The sequence below is a fragment of the Blastococcus sp. TF02A-30 genome (assembly GCF_003319185.1).
Lineage (GTDB): Bacteria > Actinomycetota > Actinomycetes > Mycobacteriales > Geodermatophilaceae > Blastococcus.
Genome location: NZ_QOHJ01000005.1, coordinates 221216 through 241147 on the forward strand (window position 1 = coordinate 221216; position 19932 = coordinate 241147).

At 74.4% G+C, this 19932-nt stretch carries 21 protein-coding genes and 1 tRNA gene; 15 read left to right on the plus strand and 7 right to left on the minus strand.

Features of this window, described 5'->3' with window-relative positions; translation table 11 throughout:
- Positions 1-109: 109 nt before the first annotated feature.
- From DQ241_RS12885 to DQ241_RS12895, 3 genes are all read left to right on the plus strand, one after another.
- Entirely contained in the window at positions 110-904 is a 795-nt protein-coding gene (locus DQ241_RS12885) for a DUF3105 domain-containing protein (protein ID WP_113830603.1), read from the plus strand.
- A 58-nt stretch (positions 905-962) separates the two neighbouring features.
- Entirely contained in the window at positions 963-1583 is a 621-nt protein-coding gene (locus DQ241_RS12890) for a DUF305 domain-containing protein (RefSeq protein ID WP_233492409.1), read from the plus strand.
- 60 nt (positions 1584-1643) lie between these two features.
- Positions 1644-1715, plus strand: a tRNA-Arg gene (locus DQ241_RS12895).
- Between the two features lie 33 nt (positions 1716-1748).
- Here the strand turns inward: DQ241_RS12895 and DQ241_RS12900 are convergent.
- On the minus strand, positions 1749-2108 hold the full coding sequence (locus DQ241_RS12900) for a helix-turn-helix domain-containing protein (protein ID WP_113830604.1): 360 nt from the start codon (positions 2106-2108) through the stop codon (positions 1749-1751).
- A 131-nt stretch (positions 2109-2239) separates the two neighbouring features.
- Between DQ241_RS12900 and DQ241_RS12905 the strand changes: the two genes are divergently transcribed.
- From DQ241_RS12905 to DQ241_RS12920, 4 genes are all read left to right on the plus strand, one after another.
- Positions 2240-3094: an SDR family oxidoreductase gene (locus tag DQ241_RS12905; protein ID WP_113830605.1), complete on the plus strand. Its 855-nt coding sequence runs from the start codon at positions 2240-2242 to the stop codon at positions 3092-3094.
- Between the two features lie 62 nt (positions 3095-3156).
- Positions 3157-3576, plus strand: coding sequence for a VOC family protein (locus tag DQ241_RS12910; protein ID WP_113830606.1), 420 nt, complete (start codon positions 3157-3159; stop codon positions 3574-3576).
- A gap of 48 nt (positions 3577-3624) precedes the next feature.
- On the plus strand, positions 3625-4518 hold the full coding sequence (locus DQ241_RS12915) for an alpha/beta fold hydrolase (RefSeq protein WP_113830791.1): 894 nt from the start codon (positions 3625-3627) through the stop codon (positions 4516-4518).
- Between the two features lie 73 nt (positions 4519-4591).
- Complete coding sequence (locus DQ241_RS12920) at positions 4592-5008, plus strand: nitroreductase/quinone reductase family protein (protein ID WP_199584490.1); 417 nt, start codon at positions 4592-4594, stop codon at positions 5006-5008.
- Positions 5009-5015: 7 nt separating this feature from the next.
- Here DQ241_RS12920 and DQ241_RS12925 read toward each other — a convergent pair whose 3' ends face one another.
- The 5 genes from DQ241_RS12925 to DQ241_RS12945 are packed head-to-tail and all read right to left on the minus strand — an operon-like array spanning position 5016 to position 9788.
- Positions 5016-5759 carry a glycoside hydrolase family 16 protein gene (locus DQ241_RS12925; RefSeq protein ID WP_233492410.1) on the minus strand — a complete coding sequence of 248 codons (744 nt, stop codon included), beginning with the start codon at positions 5757-5759 and terminating at the stop codon, positions 5016-5018.
- A gap of 26 nt (positions 5760-5785) precedes the next feature.
- Complete coding sequence (locus tag DQ241_RS12930; RefSeq protein ID WP_113830609.1) at positions 5786-6556, minus strand: SDR family NAD(P)-dependent oxidoreductase; 771 nt, start codon at positions 6554-6556, stop codon at positions 5786-5788.
- A gap of 19 nt (positions 6557-6575) precedes the next feature.
- A complete protein-coding gene (locus DQ241_RS12935) occupies positions 6576-8213 on the minus strand; it encodes an ABC-F family ATP-binding cassette domain-containing protein (RefSeq protein ID WP_113830792.1) in 1638 nt (545 codons plus the stop codon).
- A 28-nt stretch (positions 8214-8241) separates the two neighbouring features.
- On the minus strand, positions 8242-9303 hold the full coding sequence (locus tag DQ241_RS12940; protein ID WP_113830610.1) for an adenylate/guanylate cyclase domain-containing protein: 1062 nt from the start codon (positions 9301-9303) through the stop codon (positions 8242-8244).
- A 14-nt stretch (positions 9304-9317) separates the two neighbouring features.
- The gene (locus DQ241_RS12945; protein WP_233492411.1) at positions 9318-9788 is read right to left on the minus strand and encodes a universal stress protein; all 471 of its coding nucleotides are present in this window, start codon (positions 9786-9788) and stop codon (positions 9318-9320) included.
- Between the two features lie 91 nt (positions 9789-9879).
- On the opposite strand from DQ241_RS12945, the gene DQ241_RS12950 reads away from it, so the two are divergent.
- The 6 genes from DQ241_RS12950 to DQ241_RS12975 all read left to right on the plus strand — a co-directional run bounded on the left by DQ241_RS12950 (position 9880) and on the right by DQ241_RS12975 (position 17897).
- Positions 9880-11088, plus strand: coding sequence for an MFS transporter (locus tag DQ241_RS12950; RefSeq protein WP_113830612.1), 1209 nt, complete (start codon positions 9880-9882; stop codon positions 11086-11088).
- Between the two features lie 171 nt (positions 11089-11259).
- Positions 11260-12159: an ATP-binding cassette domain-containing protein gene (locus tag DQ241_RS12955; RefSeq protein WP_113830793.1), complete on the plus strand. Its 900-nt coding sequence runs from the start codon at positions 11260-11262 to the stop codon at positions 12157-12159.
- The gene (locus DQ241_RS12960) at positions 12156-12911 is read left to right on the plus strand and encodes an ABC transporter permease (protein ID WP_113830613.1); all 756 of its coding nucleotides are present in this window, start codon (positions 12156-12158) and stop codon (positions 12909-12911) included. Before DQ241_RS12955 ends, DQ241_RS12960 begins: the two co-directional genes overlap by 4 nt.
- A gap of 64 nt (positions 12912-12975) precedes the next feature.
- Complete coding sequence (locus DQ241_RS12965; protein ID WP_113830614.1) at positions 12976-13785, plus strand: ankyrin repeat domain-containing protein; 810 nt, start codon at positions 12976-12978, stop codon at positions 13783-13785.
- Positions 13786-13932: 147 nt separating this feature from the next.
- The gene (locus tag DQ241_RS12970; protein WP_233492412.1) at positions 13933-17700 is read left to right on the plus strand and encodes a multifunctional oxoglutarate decarboxylase/oxoglutarate dehydrogenase thiamine pyrophosphate-binding subunit/dihydrolipoyllysine-residue succinyltransferase subunit; all 3768 of its coding nucleotides are present in this window, start codon (positions 13933-13935) and stop codon (positions 17698-17700) included.
- 11 nt (positions 17701-17711) lie between these two features.
- Positions 17712-17897, plus strand: coding sequence for a DUF6104 family protein (locus DQ241_RS12975; protein WP_113830616.1), 186 nt, complete (start codon positions 17712-17714; stop codon positions 17895-17897).
- An 87-nt stretch (positions 17898-17984) separates the two neighbouring features.
- On the opposite strand, the gene DQ241_RS12980 is transcribed toward DQ241_RS12975, so the two are convergent.
- Complete coding sequence (locus DQ241_RS12980) at positions 17985-18476, minus strand: SRPBCC domain-containing protein (protein WP_158545927.1); 492 nt, start codon at positions 18474-18476, stop codon at positions 17985-17987.
- A gap of 126 nt (positions 18477-18602) precedes the next feature.
- Between DQ241_RS12980 and DQ241_RS12985 the strand changes: the two genes are divergently transcribed.
- Together DQ241_RS12985 and DQ241_RS12990 are read left to right on the plus strand one after the other, a co-directional pair.
- The gene (locus DQ241_RS12985; RefSeq protein ID WP_113830618.1) at positions 18603-19316 is read left to right on the plus strand and encodes a metal-dependent hydrolase; all 714 of its coding nucleotides are present in this window, start codon (positions 18603-18605) and stop codon (positions 19314-19316) included.
- 49 nt (positions 19317-19365) lie between these two features.
- Positions 19366-19857: an RtcB family protein gene (locus tag DQ241_RS12990; RefSeq protein WP_233492413.1), complete on the plus strand. Its 492-nt coding sequence runs from the start codon at positions 19366-19368 to the stop codon at positions 19855-19857.
- Positions 19858-19932 lie beyond the last annotated feature (75 nt).

Here is a 19932-nt window from a genome sequence, read left to right on the forward strand (position 1 = left end):
CTGACCGGCCCAACCGGCTTTGCCCGCCCCGCCCCGCTTCCCAGGGCCCGTCCAGGTTCGCGACCTAGACTCGCGGCCGTTCCGCGCACCCGCACCCCGAGGAGTGGCCTTGGCCAAGGACCGCAAGCCCGACGACGCCCGCCCGCGCGGCGGCGCCTCGAGGTCCGGATCCGGAGGGGCGGGCAACCGCGGCAAGGGTGGGCGCACGCGTCCCCCGACGACGGTCGTGGCCAACGCCCAGAAGCGCCCCTGGGGGCTGATCGCCGGCGCGCTGGCGGTCGTCGTGTTCGCCGCCGCGGTCATCACCTACGCCGTCGTCCAGGTGAACGAGGCCAACGCCGACAAGGTCGAGTCCGCCGACGAGATCGAGGGCGTCCAGACCTACGACTACCCGGGCGGCGACCACGTCACGACGACCGTCGACTACGAGCAGTCCCCGCCGGTGGGCGGTCCGCACGACCCGGTCTGGGCCGACTGCACGGGCACGGTCTACGACGTCGACATCCGGCACGAGAACGCCGTCCACGGCCTCGAGCACGGCGCGGTGTGGATCACCTACAACCCCGACGAGGTGTCCGACGCCGACATCGACACCCTCGCCGAGCTCGTCGAGGGCGAGAACGGCCGGATGATGTCGCCCTACGTCGGCCTCGACTCCCCGATCAGCATCCAGTCGTGGGGCGACCAGCTGAAGGTCGACAGCGCCGACGACGTGCGGCTGAAGCAGTTCGCCGACCTGATGACCTTCAAGTCCGGCGACTTCCCCGAGCCCGGCGCGACCTGCGAGCGGCCCGACTTCCTCGCCAGCCCGCAGCTGGCCGGCACCCCGAGCACCACTGCCCCGGGCGAGGGTGACGCGCCCGTCGACGGCGACATGACCGAGGGCGGCGAGCAGAACGGCTGACCCGACCCCCCTCGACCCCGCGGCGTCCCGATCGCCGCTGCGCACCGCGCTGCTGGCGGTGATCGCCGTGGGCCTGATGCTCATCGGCGGCGGGCTGGCCGTCGCGGTGGCGGTCGCCGTCGACCGCGTGCCGGTCACCCCCGCCGCGGACTCGGTGGACGCCGGGTTCGCCCTGGACATGTCGGTGCACCACCTGCAGGGCGTGGAGATGGCCAACCTGGTCGCCGAGCGCAGCGACGACCCGGAGGTCGAGTCGATCGCCTTCGACATCTCCGCGACGCAGACCAACCAGGCCGGCCGCATGCAGGGCTGGCTGGCCCTGTGGGGCATCCCGCTGTCGGGCGGGGACACGATGGCGTGGATGGGCGACGCCGGGCACGGCCACGACATGGCCGGCATGGACGCGGCCTCGGGTGCGCTCATGCCCGGCATGGCCACCGAGGACGAGCTGGCGAACCTGCGCGGCCTCACCGGGACCGCGTTCGACGTCGAGTTCCTCCGCCTGATGATCCGGCACCACCAGGGCGGCTTCGACATGGCGCAGTACGCCGCCGAGCACGCCGAGCTCCAGGCGGTCCGGGACCTCGCGCAGAGCATCGAGGACTCGCAGAGCTACGAGGTGAGCACGATGACCGACATGCTCACCGCGCGCGGCGGCACCCCGCTGCCGGCTCCGTGACCACCGCCGTCAGGACTCCCGGAGCGGGCTGGTAACTTCTTCGACGCCCCACCACGACGAGCCCCCGTAGCTCAGGGGATAGAGCACCGCCCTCCGGAGGCGGGTGCGCAGGTTCGAATCCTGCCGGGGGCACCCTTCCACCGCACGGCCGCGGGTCCCGGGCCGTCAGCCCTCCCGCTCGTCGTAGCGCGACCGCGCCGCCACCACGTCCTCGATGTGGTCGCGCGCCCACGCCTCCAGCGCGGCGATCGGCGCCGACAGCGTCCGGCCCAGGTCGGTCAGCTCGTAGTCCACCCGCACCGGCACCGTGGCGTGCACCGTCCGGGTCACCAGGCCGTCGCGCTCCAGGCCGCGCAGCGTCTGGGTGAGCATCTTCTGGCTGATGCCCTCCACCCGCCGGCCGAGCTCGGTGAACCGGCGCGGCCCGCCGGTGAGCTCGCCGAGCAGCAGGACCGTCCAGCGGTCCCCGATCCGGTCGAGCACCTGGCGGCTGGGGCATGCAGCGGTGTAGGGATCGGGTCTCACCTGGTCACTCTCCTCGGGTTACCTACCGCACTTCGAAGTGCCTGCTCTCCAACGGGAAGTGGCAGCCCGGTGTTCCGGGTTGCCGCCTTCGGAGCCGCGAAGGTCGCGGCCGGAGCCGAGCAGGAGCACCCATGTCGATCGTCGTCACCGGAGCCACCGGCCACCTGGGCCGGCTCGCCGTCGAGTCCCTGCTGCGCCGCGGCGTCCCCGCCGACCGGCTCGTCGCCACCGGACGGCGCGTGGAGACCCTGGCCGACCTGCGCGAGCGGGGCGTGACCGTGCGCCGGGCCGACTACGACGACCCCGCGTCGCTGGCGGAGGCCTTCGCCGGCGCCGAGAAGCTGCTGCTCGTCTCCGGCAGCGAGGCCGGCCGGCGGATCCCCCAGCACCGCAACGCGGTGGACGCCGCCCGGGCCGCCGGGGTGCGGCTCGTCGCGTACACGAGCATCACCCGCGCGGACAGCTCGTCCCTGCGGCTGGCCGAGGAGCACCGGGCGACCGAGGAGCTGCTCCGCGGCTCCGGCGTCCCGCACGTGCTGCTGCGCAACAGCTGGTACCTGGAGAACTACACCGGCCAGCTGCCGACCTACCTCGAGCACGGCATCGTCGGGGCCGCCGGCTCCGGCCGGGTCAGCGCGGCCACGCGGGCCGACTACGCCGAGGCCGCGGCCGCCGTCCTCGCCACCGACGGGCACGCCGGCGAGGTCTACGAGCTCGGTGGCGCCCCGTTCACGATGACCGAGCTGGCCGCCGCGGTCTCCGACGCCACGGGCCGCGAGGTCAGCTACACCGACGTCCCGGTCGAGCAGCTGGTCCAGGTCCTGGTCGGCGCCGGCCTCCCCGAGCCGGTCGCCGAGGTGCTCGCCGACGGCGACCGCGGCCTGGCCGCCGGGGAGCTGGACGCCGGCAGCGACGACCTGGCCCGCCTGCTCGGCCGCGCCCCCACCTCGATGCCGGAGGCGATCGCCGCGGCCGTGCACGGCTGAGCGGGACCCCGGCCGGGGGCTCCGACCCCGGCCGGGTTCCGGCCCTGGCTAGGGTCGGATGGGTGACCTCGCCGCAGGGCTACGGGCCCGATCACCGCTCCGCCTCCGGGTACAGCCTCCACCACGTGCTGCTGGCCATCCCCCCGGGCGCGGAGGACCTGTGCCGCCCCTTCTACGTCGACCTGCTCGGGATGGTCGAGCTGGCGAAGCCGCCTGCGCTGGCGGCGCGGGGCGGGTTCTGGGTCCGCGCCGACGGCCTGGAGCTGCACCTGGGGGTGGAGCCGGACTTCCGGCCGGCGCGCAAGGCCCATCCCGGGATCCGGGTGCGGGACCTCGACGGGCTGGCCGAGCGGATGTCCGCAGCCGGCGTCCCGGTCGTCTGGGACGCCGGCTTCCCCGGCCACCGGCGGTTCTACGCCGACGACCCCGTGGGCAACTGCCTCGAGTTCATCTCGCCGGACGGGTCGGTGCCGTCGTGGTGACCGGAGGCCGTGATCGGCGTCTCAGCGGCCTGGGTTAGCGTCCGCGGCATGCAGAGCAGCGGCATCAGGACGGCGTCCGTCGGCGACATCGAGCTGGCCTACGAGACCTTCGGCGATCCCGCGGACCCGCCGGTGCTCCTGGTGATGGGGCTGGCCACCCAGATGATCGGCTGGCCCGACGAGTTCTGCGCCGGGCTGGTCGAGCGCGGCCTGTTCGTCGTCCGCTTCGACAACCGCGACATCGGGCTGTCCACGCACGTCCACGAGGCCGGCGCCCCGGACATCATGTCCGTGCTGGGCGGCGACCGGAGCGGCATCGCCTACGGCCTCGACGACCTCGCCGACGACACGGCCGGGCTGCTGGACGTCCTGGGTCTCGGCAGCGTGCACGTCGTGGGCGCCTCGATGGGCGGGATGATCGCCCAGCTGGTCGCCATCCGGCACCCGGAGCGCGTCCGCAGCCTCACCTCGATCATGTCCACCACCGGCGACCCCTCGGTCGGCGCACCGGCCGAGTCGGCGCTGGCGGTGCTGCTCGCTCCCCCGGCCGGCGACCGCGAGGCGGCGGTCCAGCGCGTCGTCGACACCTACCGGGTCATCGGCTCGCCCGGCTTCGAGTTCGCAGAGGACGACGTCCGTGCCCGCGCCGGGCTGTCGTTCGACCGGGCCTACGACCCGGCCGGCGTGGCGCGGCAGCTGACCGCGATCCTCACCTGCGCCGACCGCACGCCGGACCTCGGCAAGCTCGACGTGCCCGCCCTGGTGATCCACGGGGAGCAGGACCCGCTGGTGCAGGTCAGCGGCGGGCGGGCGACCGCGGCGGCCATCCCGGGCGCGGAGCTGCTCGTGGTCGACGGCATGGGCCACGACCTCCCGCGCGCGCTGTGGCCGCAGCTGATCGACCGCATCACCGCGCTGATCGCGGGCGCCGAGGCCCGCTGACCGCGTCCGGCCTGCCACGATGCCGGTCGTGGACGCTCCGGGACGACCGCCTCGGATACCGCCGACGTGGTTCGTGCGCACCGCGTGGCGGGTCCACCGCGCCCTGCACCGGCTCAGCGGCGGACGGTTCCTCTGGACGCCCGCGAACAAGCGGGGCTGGGGCGCCCTGCGCCTGACGACCACCGGCCGGCGGACCGGTCAGCAGCGCGACGTCATCGTGGCCTACCTCGAGGACGGGCCCGACCTCGTGCTGGTCGCCATGAACGGGTGGCAGGAGGGCCACCCGGCGTGGGCGCTCAACCTGCAGGCGCACCCCGACGCGGTGGTTCGGCTGTCGGGCCGGGAGCCGCGACCCGTGCGCGCCCGGATCGCCACCGGCGCGGAGCGGGACCGGCTCTGGGCGCGGTGGGTGGCGGTCAACGGGGACTTCGACGCCTACGCGGGCAACCGTGCCACCGAGACGCCGGTGCTCGTGCTCGAGCCCCGCTGACGGCCGCTCAGCCCACGGCCGGGGTCCCGCGGACCGACGCGACGACCAGCTCCGGCACGAACCCGGGCTCCCGCCCGCCGGCGCGGGCCGGGAAGTCGAAGACGCCGATCATCAGCTGGACGGGGTAGCCGGGGGCCTGGTCCAGGGTGCGGACGACGGCGCCGTCGACGCGGAACGCCAGGGAGCCCGGCGCCCACTCCACGGCGTAGTCGTGGAACCGGGCGACGTCGAGGTCCAGACGTGGCGCCACGAAGTCCTGGCGCAGCCCCGGGTCCCGGAACGCCTTGACCCCCATGCCGACCTCGGCCGACCCCGGCCGCACCGCGTCCCCGAAGATCTCCGCCACGCAGATCTCGCCCGAGTGCTCGGGGACGTCCTCGATCCCCGACATCCAGAACGCCACCATCGAGCCGGCGTCCACCACCCCGCGCATGCGGACCTCGACCCGGCCGTACCGCGGCGTGTACCCCCGGAACGGCGGGTGCTGCTCGCGCACGACCAGCCCGTCGGCGAACGGCTGCTGCCCCGGCGCGGAGCCGGACTGCACGCAGGAGACCCGCAGCGGCTCGTCGTGCAGCTCGGAGCACCACAGCGGCTGGTCCGGGGGGATGGTGAGGTGCAGCTCGCCGTCGCGGACGTCGTACGTCGCCGCCGACTCCGCGCGGGAGCTCCAGTGCGGCAGGTACCAGGGGAACCAGACCTCGGGGTCCAGCGTGCTGCCCGGGAACCGCTCGTCCAGCTGCTCGCGCACGGCCGGCACGCTAGCGCCGGGGCAGCTCAGCTGGTGAGCAGCCCGCCCTCGACCGGGATCGTCGTCCCGGTGACGTAGCCGCCGGCGTCGCTCACCAGGAAGACCAGCGCGGCGGCGAGCTCCACCGGATCGCCGGCCCGGCCCACGAGGACGCGGCCCATCTGCTGCTCCAGGTAGCCCTCGGGGTACTGCTCGGTCATCTCCGACGCGAAGAACCCGGGCGCCAGCGCGTTCACCCGGATGCCCTTGCGGCCGGTCCACTGCTGCGCCAGGTCCCGCGTGAGCCCGATCAGGCCCGCCTTGCTCGCGGCGTACGCGGCCTGCGGCAGACCGGCGGTGGTCAGCCCCAGGATGCTGGAGATGTTCACGATCGAGCTGCCCGGCTGCATGACCCGCGCGCACGCCTGGGCCATCCAGTAGCAGCCGTTGAGGTTGACGTCGATGACCGACCGGAACTGCTCGGGCGTCTCGCGGGTGGCCGGGACGGCGGTGCCGATGCCGGCGTTGTTGACCAGGACGTCGACCCGCCCGAACTCGGCCATCGCGGCGTCGACCAGCGCCTGGCAGTCCTCGGGGACGGCGACGTCGGTGCGCACCGCGATCGCCCGGCAGCCGGTCGCCTCCACCGCGCGCTGCGTCTCGGCGAGCTTGTCGGTGCGGCGGGCGCCGAGGACGACGTCGGCACCGGCCTCGGCGAGGGTCCGGGCGAACACCGCCCCCAGCCCGGAGGACGCGCCGGTCACGACGGCGACCTTCCCGTCGAGGCGGAACAGGTCCAGGATCGTCCGATCGGTCACCGCCCGAACCTAGCCGAGGTCAGCGCTCGGTGACCGTCCCGTCGACGACCTCGAGCCGCCGGGTGGTGTGCACGGCGTCGAGCATCCGGCGGTCGTGCGTGACCAGCAGCAGCGTCCCGGTGTAGCCGCCCAGCGCCTGCTCGAGCTGCTCGATCGCCGGCAGGTCGAGGTGGTTGGTCGGCTCGTCGAGGACCAGCACGTTGATCCCCCGCGCCTGGAGCAGCGCCAGGGCCGCCCGGGTGCGCTCGCCCGGCGACAGCGTCTCCGCGGGGCGGAGCACGTGCTCGTGCGTCAGCCCGAACTTGGCCAGCAGCGTGCGGACCTCCGCCGTCGGCCAGTCCGGCACCTCCGCGCCGAAGGCGTCCACCAGCTGCTCCGGGCCGAAGAACCGCGACCGCGCCTGGTCGATCTCGCCGATCCGCACCGAGGGCCCGAGCGACGCGGTGCCCTCGTCGAGCTCGGCACGGCCCAGGAGCGCGGCGAGCAGGGTGGACTTGCCCGACCCGTTGGCGCCGGTGATCGCCACCCGGTCGCCCCAGTCGACCTGCAGGTCCACCGGGCCGAGGGTGAAGCCGCCCCGGCGGACGACGGCGCCGCGCAGGGCGGCCACCACGGCACCGGCCCGCGGGGCGGCGGCGATCTCCATCCGCAGCTCCCACTCCTTGCGTGGCTCCTCCACCACCTCGAGCCGTTCGATCATCCGCTCGGTCTGCTTGGCCTTGGCGCCCTGCTTCTCCGACGACGCCCGGTTGTGCGCCCGGATGTGCTTGTCGCCGTCCTTGGACTTCTTGATCGAGTCGCGCACGCCCTTGGCCAGCCAGTTCCGCTGCATCCGCGCCCGCGCCTCGAGGCCGGCCCTGGTCTCGGCGAACTCCTCGTACTCCTCGCGCGCGTGCCGCCGGGCCACCTCCCGCTCGGCCAGGTAGGCCTCGTAGCCGCCGTCGACGACGCGGACCAGCTGCTGGGCGAGGTCGAGCTCGACGACGCGGGTCACCGTCCGGGACAGGAACTCGCGGTCGTGGCTGACCACGACGATGCCCGACCGCGCGCCGGTGACGAAGCGCTCGAGCTGGTCCAGCCCGGCGAGGTCGAGGTCGTTGGTGGGCTCGTCGAGGAGCAGCAGGTCGTACCGGGACAGCAGCAGCGAGGCCAGCCCGACCCGCGCCGCCTGGCCACCGGACAGCCCGGTCATCCCCGCGTCGAGCGCCACCCCGGGCGCCACCTGGGCGACGACCTCCGCGGCGCGCTCGTCGAGGTCCGCCCCGCCGAGGGCCAGCCAGCGCTCCAGGGCGTCGCCGTAGGCGTCGTCCGCGCCGTCCTCCCCCGCGCTCAGCCGCTCGGTCGCCTCGTCGAGCGCCGCCTGCGCCTGCGCGACACCGGTGCGGCGCGCCAGTGCGGCGAGCACCGTCTCCCCCGGCCGCCGCTCGTGCTCCTGCGGCAGGTACCCGAGGGTTGCCGTGGGCGGGCTGACCGTCACGCTGCCGGACTCGGCGGGGAGGTCCCCGGCCAGGGTGCGCAGCAGGGTGGACTTGCCGGCGCCGTTGACCCCGACCAGGCCCACGACGTCGCCCGGGGCGACCACGAGGTCGAGATCGGAGAACAGGACGCGGGCGCCGTGCCCGGCGGCCAGGCCGCGGGCGACGAGGGTGGCACTCACGAGGGACCAGCCTGCCACCGCGGGCAACTCAGTTCCCGGAGGGCTCCTCGCCGGTCTCGTCGTCGAAGTCGGCGTCCTCGTAGTGCTCCGGCGAGACGTCGGCGTCGGTCCGCCGGCGGCGCACCAGCCACGGCTGGAGGTGGTCGTAGCCGCGCACCGACACCCGGCGCAGCGGCCGCACCCGGTACTCGGGGAGCTCGCGCAGCCGCTGGGCGAGGTCGCGGTCGACGAGCAGCGCGCCCGGCCGCGCCAGCGACGTGAGCCGGCTGGCCAGGTTGACCACCGGTGAGTAGACGTCGCCGAGCCGGGTCAGGACCGGGCCGTAGGCGGCCCCGACCCGCAGCTTCGGCCGGTCGTCGGCGTTCCACGCGTCCGGGAGCGCCAGCCCGATCTCGGCGGCGTCGACCGCGGAGGTCGCGGTGAACAGGACGCCGTCCCCGACCGTCTTGACGACCCGGCCGTGGTGGCGGGCGATGACCTCGGTGGCGATGGCCTCGAAGTCCTCGACCATGGCGCCGAGCTCGCGGCCGCCCATGCCGCGGCTGCGGGAGGTGTAGCCGACCAGGTCGGCGAAGCCGACCGCCAGCTCCCGCCGGTCGCCGGGGCCGACCGCGGAGAGCAGCCGGTCGGCGTTGGCCGCGAGGTGCCGGCGCCACACGTAGTCCTGCACCTCCCGCAGGGCCGGTAGCAGGGCACGCGCCGCGGCCACGGCGTCCTCGGTCGAGGCCCGCGTCCGGTCCCCGCCGCGCCCGAGGGCGTCGGCGAGCATGTCGGTCTGCCAGTCGGCCAGCCGGGACAGCGACTGCCCCATCGCGCGGGCGATCGAGGCCTCGGTCGCGGGATCGACGAACCCGGAGTCGATCAGCGTCGACAGGACCGCCAGCGCCTGGACGTCGGCGTCGGTGAACGCCGGGTCGTCGTCCGCGGCGTCGGGGAAACCGAGGGCCCGCCACAGCCGCTGGGTGCGCTCGGGCGGCATGCCGGCCCGCTGCGCCACCTGCAGCCGGGTGTACCGGCGCGGCCCGTCGAGCAGCAGCCGTTCCAGCGCCTCCCGGGCGTCCCCGGCCGGGACCTCGCCGGGCTCGTCCACGCCTGCGCCCCGCGTCAGCCCGTGGTGTGCACGACGAGCACGTCGCAGGTCGAGCGGCGGGTGGCGTCGGCCGGGACGGAGCCGAGCAGCCGGCCCTTGATCCCGGCCAGCCCGCGGTTGCCGACGACGAGCAGGTCGGCGTCCTCCCGGCGGACGACGTCGAGGAGGGCCTCCACCGGGGAACCCTGGACCGCGACCGTGCGCACGTCCCCCGCCCCGGCCTTCGCGGCGCGCTCGGCGGCGGTGCGGACGGTGTCCTCGGCCGGGTGCGAGCCCATCACCTGGTAGGCCTCGTCGCCCAGGGCGTCCTGGGCCCGCGTCAGCTCGCGGTCGTCGGCGTCGGCGGGCAGGTACGCGCAGGCGATGACGAGGGTGGCCCCGCAGGCGCCGGCCAGGGCGCCGGCCCGGGCGACCGCCCGGAGCGAGGACTCCGAGCCGTCGGTGCCGACGACGACCGTCCGGTAGGCGTTCGCGCTGTCGCTCACGGCGCGCACTCTATGTGACCGTGTGCCGGGGGTCACCCGGAGATCATGGACCCCCGCCACCCCCGTGCCGATCGCGACAGGACGCCGCCGCATGCCCCCGACCAGCACCATCGCCCCGGACGCGGCGCTGCGCCGCGCCCGCGCGGCGGTCGGCGCCTGCTTCTTCTTCAACGCCGTGCTCTACGCCGACCTCATCCCCCGGCTGCCGGAGATCAAGGCGGAGCTCGGGCTGAGCAACTCCGCGCTGGGCACCGCGCTGGCCGCCCAGCCCCTCGGCGCGCTGCTCGCGGGGCTCGCCGTGGCACCGGTGATCCGCCGGCTCGGGTCGGCACGGGTGGCCAGCACCGGCCTGGCCGTGCTCGCCGCAGCCATCTGGGCGGCCGCCTCGGCGCCGCACTGGGGCGTGCTGGCCGGCGCCCTGCTCGTGGCCGGCGCTGTCGACGCCAGCGTCGACGTCGCCATGAACGCCCAGGGCCTGCGGGTCCAGCGGCGCTACGGCCGGTCGATCCTCAACGCCTTCCACGGCCTCTGGAGCGTCGGGTCGGTGGCGGGCGGGCTCCTCGGTGCCGCGGCGGCCGGGCTCGGGATCCCGCTGTCGCTGCACCTGGGCGTGGTCGCGCTGGTCTTCGGCACCACGGCGCTGCTCGGCACCCGGTTCCTGCTGCCGGGCCCGGACGAGGACGACCGCCCCGACATCCCCGCCGACGAGACGACCCGGGCGATCGTGCCGCCGACACGGGCCGTCGTCGTCACCGGCATGGCCCTGCTGGGCGTGCTGGCCGCCTGCGGGGCCTTCGTCGAGGACGCGGGCAGCTCGTGGAGCGCGCTCTACCTGCGCGACGAGCTGGACGCCGGCCCGGCCACCGCCGGGCTGGCCTTCGTGGCGCTCTCGCTGGCCATGACCGTCGGCCGGTTCACCGGCGACCGCGCCGTCGACCGCTTCGGGCAGCGCCGCGTGGTGCGCATCGGCGGCCTGCTCGCGGCCGCGGGGCTCGGTGCCGCTCTGGCGCTGCCCTCCGTCCCGCTCACCCTGGTCGGCTTCGCGCTGGCCGGTCTCGGCGTCGCCACGCTGATCCCGGCGGTCTACCACGCCGCCGACGAGCTGCCGGGCCTCCGGCCGGGGGTGGGTCTGGCAGTCGTCAACCTGCTGCTCCGGCTGGGGTTCCTCGTCGTCCCGCCGCTGATCGGCGTGCTGGCCGACGCGACCAGCCTGCGCCTCGCGCTGGTCACCGTCGTCGTCGCCGGCCTCGTCGCGGCCGTCGTCGGCCGCGTGCTGCCGCGGACCGTCGCGCACGGCTGACCGCCGGGGCGGCGCGCCCGGACCGGAAATGGCTCCCACCTGCGGGGTCGGGTGCGCTTGGATGGTCCCGACCCGCCCGACGACGAGGAGAGCGCCATTTCCAGCGCAACCACCGCGGCCACCGGACCCGTGCGGGTCGAGGTCAGCGGACTCACCAAGTCCTTCGGGGCCGTGCGCGCGGTCTCCGACCTCGGCTTCACCGTCGAACCCGGCCAGGTGACCGGCTTCCTGGGCCCGAACGGCGCCGGGAAGACCACCACGCTGCGCATGGTCCTGGGGCTGATCAACCCCGATGCCGGCACCGCCACCTTCAACGGCACGCCGTACACGGCGCTGCCGGCCCCGACGCGGACCGTGGGCGCGGTGCTCGAGACCGCGTTCCACCCGGCCCGGTCAGCGCGCAACCACCTGCGCGTCTACTGCCGGGCGGCCGGGCTGCCCCTGTCGCGCGCCGACGAGGTGCTCGTGCAGGTGGGGCTGAGCGATGCCGCCGGGCGGCGCGCGGGCGGCTACTCGCTGGGCATGCGGCAGCGCCTGGCCCTGGCCACCGCGCTGCTGGGCGACCCGGCGGTGCTCGTCCTCGACGAGCCGGCCAACGGGCTGGACCCCGAGGGCATCCAGTGGCTGCGCGGCTTCCTGCGCCACCTGGCCCACGACCAGGGCCGCACCGTGCTGGTGTCCAGCCACCTGCTGTCCGAGGTCGAGCAGACGGTCGACCGCGTGGTCATCGTCGGCGCCGGCCGGCTCGTGCGCGAGGGCTCGATGGCCGACCTCCGCGCGGGTGCCGCGCAGGGCGGCACGGTGCTCGTCCGCAGCCCGGAGGCCGACCGGCTCGCCGAGCTGCTGCGCGCCGAGGGGGCCGAGGTCGCCCTCGACGGCGGCGGCAGCCTGACCGTGACCGGCCGCTCCCCCGCCGACATCGGGCACCGGGCCTTCACCGCCGGGGTGGAGCTGCACGAGCTCCGGGCGCACACCAGCGGCCTCGAGGAGATCTACTTCCAGCTCACCGCCGGCCAGGAGCAGTTCGCCGCACCGGCGGCCGGCGCGACCTCCCAGGGGGGCACCCGATGATCCGGCTCGTCCGCGCCGAGCTGACCAAGCTCTTCACCACGAAGGTCTGGCTGGGGCTCCTCCTCGGCGCCGTCGTGATGGTGGCCGCCTTCGCCGTCTTCTTCACCGCGTTCGCCGGCGACCCGGAGTCCGGCATCCCCGAGGTGGGCACCGCCGCCTACGACGACCTGGCGCTGTCCACGGCGGCCAACGCGAACATCCTGTTCCTCATCCTCGGCATCATCGGGATGACCCAGGAGTACCGGCACCGGACCGCCACGCCGACCTTCCTGACCACCCCCAAGCGGGGCCAGGTCGTCATCGCCAAGCTGATCGCCTACGCGCTGGCGGGGGCGGCGTTCGCGCTGGTGGTCGTGGTCGTCAACTACGTCGTCGTGGCCATCCACGCCGGGGCCCTCGGCTCGGCACCGGCGTTGAACGCGGACAACGTCGAGACGATGGCCAGCTCCTGGCTGGCGCTGATCATCTACTCGGTCATCGGCGTCGGGCTGGGCGCGCTGCTGCGCAACCAGGTCGGGGCCATCGTCGGCGGGCTGGTCTACCTGTTCGTCGTCGAGCCGATCATCCGCTCGGTGCCGGCGACCGCCGGGGCGTACAAGTGGATGCCCGGCGGTGCCCTGGAAGCCCTGACGGCGACCTTCGAGGGCCCGGAGCTGCTCCAGGCCTGGCAGGGCGGCCTCCTGCTGCTCGGTTACGGTCTGGTGGCGGCGCTGCTCGGCACGCTGCTCGCCGTCCGGCGCGACGTCGTGTGAGCGGCCGGGCGCGGTGCCGCGCCCGGCCGACCGCCCGACCGCCCGCGAAACGGGGGACTCCCGCGTGACCACCCGCATGACCGCCCAGCGCCTCTGCCGGCTGATCGCCGACGGCGACGCCGAGGCCGTCGGCGCCGCCGTCGAGGCCTTCCCCCGGCTGCTCACCGCCACGGTGGAGCGGGCCGGCCAGGACGGCTGGACCCCGCTGCACGTCGCCGTCGCGGAGTCCCGCCCCGGGATCGTGCGGCAGCTGGTGTCGGCCGGGGCCGACCTCGGCGCACGGACCGAGCACGGTGACACGCCGCTGCACGTCGCGCTCGAGCTCGCCCCGGAGCTGGTGCCGGTGCTCGTCGAGCTGGGCGCCGACGTCGACGCGCCGAGCGCCGCCTACCTCGACGACGCCGACCGGCTGGCCGCGGCCCTCGACGACGGCGGGGCGGTCGACGCGACCTCCGCCGGCCTGGACCTGCTGTCCTGGGCCGCGCTGGGCGGGGCCGCGCGGACCGCGCAGCTCCTGCTCGAGCGGGGCGCCGACACCGATTCCGGCGCGCTGCACGCCGCCGCCGGCGCCGGCCGGCGGGAGGTGGTGGGGCTGCTCCTGGACTCCGGTGCGGACGCCGACCGCCGCGACGCGGCCACCGGCCGCACCCCGCTGCACGCCGCCGTCGCGGCCGCGGCGGGCGACGCCGCGGCCGAGATCGTGCGGCTCCTGCTCGACGCGGGGGCCGATGTGAACGCCACGACGAACGACGGCGCGAGCGCCCTCGACATCGCCCGTGTCGCCGCTGCGCGGGCGCGCGGCGGTGCGGCGGACGCGGCGGGTGCGCACGACGCGATCGCCGAGCTGCTCGTCACCCGGGGGGCCACCGACTGACCCTCCCGGCGGCGCGGTGCGAGTCACGGCTCACACCCGGCCGCCGCCTCCCGTGGCGCCGGGTCGGACCGGGGCCGCGGGCGTAGACTCGATCACTGGTCCAGACCCCGTCCACAGACGAAGAAGGCACTCGACCCCGTGTCAAGCGTGAGCTCCCCCCGGCCGTCCTCCTCCAACTCCCCCGTGGCCGGCTTCGGCGCCAACGAGTGGCTGGTCGAGGAGATGTACCAGCAGTACCTCGCCGACCCGTCCAGCGTGGACCAGGCCTGGCACGAGTTCTTCGCCGACTACCGGCCGGGCAGCCCGGTCGACGGCGGGGCCCGCAGCACGACGGCCGACGCCAAGCCCGCGGCCGCCGCCCCCGCACCGAAGGCGCCGGCCGCTCCGGCGCCCGCCCCGCAGGCCGCGCCTGCCGCCCCGTCCACCCCCGCGCGCTCGACGCGCGTCGAGCCCCAGTCCGAGGGAACCGTGGTCAACCGCGCCGCCGACCGGACCGACCAGCAGCAGCCCGCCGCCCCCGCGGCCAAGCCTGCGCCGAAGCCGGCCGCGCCCGCCGGCGGCACGCAGTCGCCGCTGCGCGGTGCCGCCGCCGCGGTCGTCAAGAACATGAACGCCTCGCTCACCGTGCCGACGGCGACGAGCGTGCGGGCGGTCCCGGCCAAGCTCCTGGCCGACAACCGCATCGTCATCAACAACCACCTGACCCGCTCCCGCGGCGGCAAGGTGTCCTTCACGCACCTCATCGGCTACGCGCTGGTCCGGGCGCTGGACTCGTTCCCGAACATGAACAGCGCCTTCGCCGAGGTCGACGGCAAGCCCACCCTGGTGCAGCCGGAGCACGTCAACTTCGGCCTGGCCATCGACCTGCCCAAGCCCGACGGCTCCCGGTCGCTCGTGGTCGCCAGCATCAAGGCCGCCGAGGAGATGGACTTCGCCCAGTTCTGGGCCGCCTACGAGGACATCATCCGTCGGGCCCGCAACAACAAGCTGACGATGGAGGACTTCACCGGCACCACGATCAGCCTCACCAACCCGGGCACGATCGGCACCAACCACTCGGTGCCGCGGCTCACCGCCGGGCAGGGCGCGATCATCGGCGTCGGGGCGATGGAGTACCCCGCCGAGTTCCAGGGGATGAGCCCCGAGGCGCTCACCGAGATGGGCATCTCGAAGATCATCACGCTCACCTCGACCTACGACCACCGTATCATCCAGGGCGCCGAGTCCGGCGACTTCCTGCGCAAGCTGCACTCCCTGCTGCTCGGCGAGGACGGCTTCTACGACGAGGTCTTCCGCTCGCTGCGCATCCCCTACGAGCCGGTGCGCTGGATGCCGGACGTGCGGGTCAGCCGCGAGGGGCAGATCGACAAGGAAGCCCGGGTCATCGAGGTCATCGAGGCCTACCGGCGCAACGGCCACCTCATGGCCGACACCGACCCGCTCGAGTTCAAGGTCCGCAGCCACCCCGACCTGGACATCCTCCAGCACGGGCTGACCCTGTGGGACCTCGACCGGACCTTCCCGGTCGGCGGGTTCGCCGGCGAGCAGGTCATGCCGCTGCGCGACATCCTCGGCGTGCTGCGCAACTCCTACTGCCGCACGGTCGGCGTGGAGTACATGCACATCACCGACCCCGAGGAGCGCCAGTGGCTCCAGAAGCGGGTCGAGCTCAAGGCCGAGCAGCCCGACCGCGACAAGCAGAAGCACATCCTGGGCCGGCTGAACGCCGCCGAGGCCTTCGAGACCTTCCTGCAGACGAAGTACGTCGGCCAGAAGCGGTTCTCGCTCGAGGGCGGCGAGTCGCTGATCCCGGTCCTGGACGAGGTCCTCATCGCCGGCACCGACCACGGCCTGGACGAGGTCGCGATCGGCATGCCGCACCGCGGCCGGCTCAACGTGCTCGCCAACGTGCTGGGCAAGAGCTACTCGAAGATCTTCGGCGAGTTCGAGGGCAACATCGACCCCGGCACCGTCCAGGGCTCCGGCGACGTCAAGTACCACCTGGGCGCGAACGGCACCTTCGAGAACCCGTTCACGGACGGCGCGCAGATCTCGGTCTCGCTGGCCAGCAACCCCTCGCACCTGGAGACGGTCAACCCCGTGCTCGAGGGCGTCGTCCGCGCCAAGCAGGACATGATCGACAAGGGCGACCGCGGCTTCACCGTGCTGCCCGTCCTGCTGCACGGCGACTCCGCGTTCGCCGGCCAGGGCGTCGTCCAGGAGACGCTGAACCTCTCGCAGCTGCGCGGCTACCGCACCGGCGGCACCGTGCACGTCGTCGTCAACAACCAGGTCGGCTTCACCACGAGCCCGGCCGCGGCGCGGTCGAGCCTCTACTCGACCGACGTGGCCCGGATGGTCAACGCGCCGATCTTCCACGTGAACGGCGACGACCCCGAGGCCTGCGTCCGGGTGGCGCGGCTGGCGGTCGAGTACCGGCAGGAGTTCAAGAAGGACGTCGTCATCGACCTCGTCTGCTACCGCCGCCGCGGGCACAACGAGGGCGACGACCCGTCGATGACCCAGCCGCTGATGTACGACATCATCGACCGCAAGCGCTCGGTCCGGAAGCTGTACACCGAGGCGCTGGTCGGCCGCGGCGACATCACGCTCCAGGAGGCCGAGGAGGCCCTCAAGGACTACCGCGACCAGCTGGAGCGCGCCTTCGCCGAGACCCACGACGCGAAGGACGCCTCCAAGCCCGAGCCGGTCATGGACCCGCGGACGGCGCAGGAGTCCACGGTGCGGACGGCGATCACCCGGGAGGTCCTCAAGACCATCGGCGACGCGCACGTCTCGTTCCCGCAGGACTTCCACCCGCACCCGAAGCTGCAGAAGATGCTCGAGCGCCGGGCCGCGATGACCAGCGAGGGCAACGTCGACTGGGCGATGGGCGAGCTGCTGGCCTTCGGCTCGCTGCTCATGGAGGGCGTGCCGGTGCGCCTGGCCGGCCAGGACTCGCGCCGCGGCACGTTCGTGCAGCGCCACGCGGTTCTGATCGACCGCGACAACGCCGCCGAGTACACGCCGCTGGCCAACCTCTCCGACGACCAGGCGAAGTTCTTCGTCTACGACTCGCTGCTGTCGGAGTACGCGGCGCTCGGCTTCGAGTACGGCTACTCGGTGGCCAACCCCAAGGCGCTCGTGCTCTGGGAGGCGCAGTTCGGTGACTTCGTCGACGGCGCCCAGATGGTCATCGACGAGTTCATCAGCTCCGGCGAGGCCAAGTGGGGGCAGCGCTCCGGCGTCGTCCTGCTGCTGCCGCACGGCCTCGAGGGCCAGGGTCCGGACCACTCCAGCGGCCGGATCGAGCGGTTCCTGCAGCTGTGCGCCGAGAACAACATGACGGTCGCCAACTGCACGACGCCGGCCAACCACTTCCACCTGCTGCGCCGCCAGGCGCTGTCGGACGTGCACCGGCCGCTGGTCGTGTTCACGCCGAAGTCGCTGCTGCGGGCCAAGGTGGCGGTCAGCCAGCTCGAGGACTTCACCGAGCAGGGCTTCCGGCCGGTGCTGCCCGACCCGGGTGTGGGCGGCGAGCCGCTCGACGCCGCCGCCGTGCGCCGGGTGCTCCTGTGCAGCGGCAAGGTCGCCTACGACCTGATGGCGCAGCGGGAGAACGAGGGCACCGCCGACACCGCCATCGTGCGCGTCGAGCAGCTCTACCCGCTGCCCGCCGAGCAGATCCGCGCCGAGCTCGCGAAGTACCCGAACGCCGCGGACCTGGTCTGGGTGCAGGAGGAGCCGGCGAACATGGGCGCCTGGCAGTTCATGGCGATCAACCTGCCCGAGCACCTCGACGGGCGGACCCTGCGCCGGGTCAGCCGCCGGGCCTCGGCCAGCCCCGCCGTGGGCTCGGCCAAGGTGCACGACGTCGAGCAGCGGCAGCTGGTCGCCGAGGCCTTCTCGGACTGAGGCGGTCGTCCGTGTACTTCACCGATCGAGGGCTGGAGGAGCTGGCCGCGCGGCGGGGCGAGGAGCAGGTGACGCTCGCCTGGCTGGCCGACGAGCTGCAGGCGTTCGTCGATCTGAACCCCGACTTCGAGGTGCCGGTCGAGCGGCTGGCCACCTGGCTGGCCCGCGGCGGGACGGACGACGTCGAGGACGAGTGACGGGACGGCCGTAGCCGCCGAGATGCGCACGGGCGCGGTAGCCGGGCAACCGGATACCGCGCCCGTGCGCATGTCGGTGGGACCGGCTCAGCTGCCCTCGACGGCCGCCACCAGCTTGTCCAGGCACTGCTCCTGGCCCTGCCGCGACATCTCCAGGACCGGCCCCGGCTGGTAGCCGGACTCCTCCACCACGAGCAGCGTCCTCGAGTCGCCCTGCGGGGCCAGCGTCACGACGTGCGGCACGACGTCGGGGACGGCGGGCGGCAGCCCGGCCGCCGCCGGCGATACCGGCGTGCCGTCCGCGTCGCAGAAGCGGGAGTCGAACTCGATGCGCTCCTGCGGCCGGATGAGGCGGTAGCTCCAGAGGCTGGAGATCTCGGTGCCGTCCGGCCCGCGCATCGTCACCACGCTCGAGGCACCCTCGGCGAAGCGCACGTCCGCGCGGGGGCAGCTCCACCCGTCCGGGCCCCACCAGGCGCGCACGAGCGCCGGGTCGGTCCACGCCCGCCACACCGCCCCGATGGGTGCGGCCACCGTCCGGCTCACCCGGAACGTGCCCGCCGCCTGCGTCGACGTCATGTCGTCCTCCTCCTCGTCCGTCTGCCCTTCCGACCGGGTCGGCGGGCCGGACTCATCGGTTGGCCTGCCGACGCCCGCAGGGCGCGCCTCCCCTGGTGCTGGCGCCGCTGGGGTGACGCTGGGTCCGTGCTCGGTCACTCGCATGCCCTCTCCGGCCTCGCCGCCGGTGCGGCCACCCTGCCGTGGGCGCCGGTGCACGGCGCGGTCGCGCAGATGTCCTGGATCGCCGCCGTCGGCGGTTTCGCGATGCTGCCCGACCTCGACCAGCGCGGGTCCACCGTCTCCGACATGTGGGGTCCGGTGACCGACGTGCCGTCGGGTGCGGTCGGCCGGCTGGCCGGGGGGCACCGCTGGGGCACCCACGACGCGGTCCTGGCGCCGCTGGCGTTCGGCGGGCTGGCGCTGCTCGCCGCCGACCGTTACTGGTCCAGCCTGCTGGTGATGGCGCTGGCGATCGGTCTCGCGCTGCGCGCGCTGCACTTCGTGATCCCCGGCCGGGCCGAGAACACGGTCATCGGGAACGTGCTGCTCTCGTGGGGCGGCGCGTGGTTGCTCCTGGAGCACAGCCCGCCGCCGACCTGGCTGCCCTGGGCGGTGGCCGCGGGCGTGCTCACGCACATCGTCGGCGACGCGATCACCACCGCCGGCGTGCCCACCCCGCTGCTCTGGCTGGTCCACCGCGGCCGGCTGGTGTTCTTCCCCGTGCGCACCGGCGCGACCCTGGAGAAGGCGGTGCTCGTGCCGCTGTTCCTGATCGCCACGGTCGGCTTCATCTGGGCGAACACCGACGTCCGCGACGCGGTGGACCCGATCGTCGATCGCATCCTCGCCCGGGGCTGAGCCGGGAAACCGGGTCGCCCGGGGCTGCCACGGCCCGCAGACTCGGGGGGTGGAGAGACTCTCGGGCACGCTGCTGAACTGGGCGAGCATCCTCGACGCCGAGACGCTCCGGCAGGCCGAGCGGACCGCCTCGCTGCCGATCGTGCACCCGCACGTGGCGCTCATGCCCGACGCGCACCTCGGCAAGGGCGCCACCGTGGGCTCGGTGCTGCCGACCCGCGGCGCCGTCGTCCCGGCCGCGGTGGGGGTGGACATCGGCTGCGGCATGATCGCCGTCCGCACGCCGTGGACGGTGGACGAGGTGCGCGGCCGCGGGCCGCTGGCGCCGCTGCGCGGGGACATCGAGCGCGCCGTCCCGCTGTCGGCCGGGAGGTACAACAAGAGGCTGACGCCGTCTGCGAAGGACCGGGTCGCGGAGCTGGAGCGGCTCGGCGACGACCTGGGGGTGCTCTCCTCGGTCACCTCGACCGCGCCCAACTGGGCGCTGCAGCTGGGCAGCCTCGGCTCGGGCAACCACTTCCCCCCGGCACGTACGCACTGACAACCTGAGCCCTCGTCCACCCCCGGTCCGGAGTGGCGCCACGAACCTGTCAGTGGCCTCCCCCAGACTCCGCCG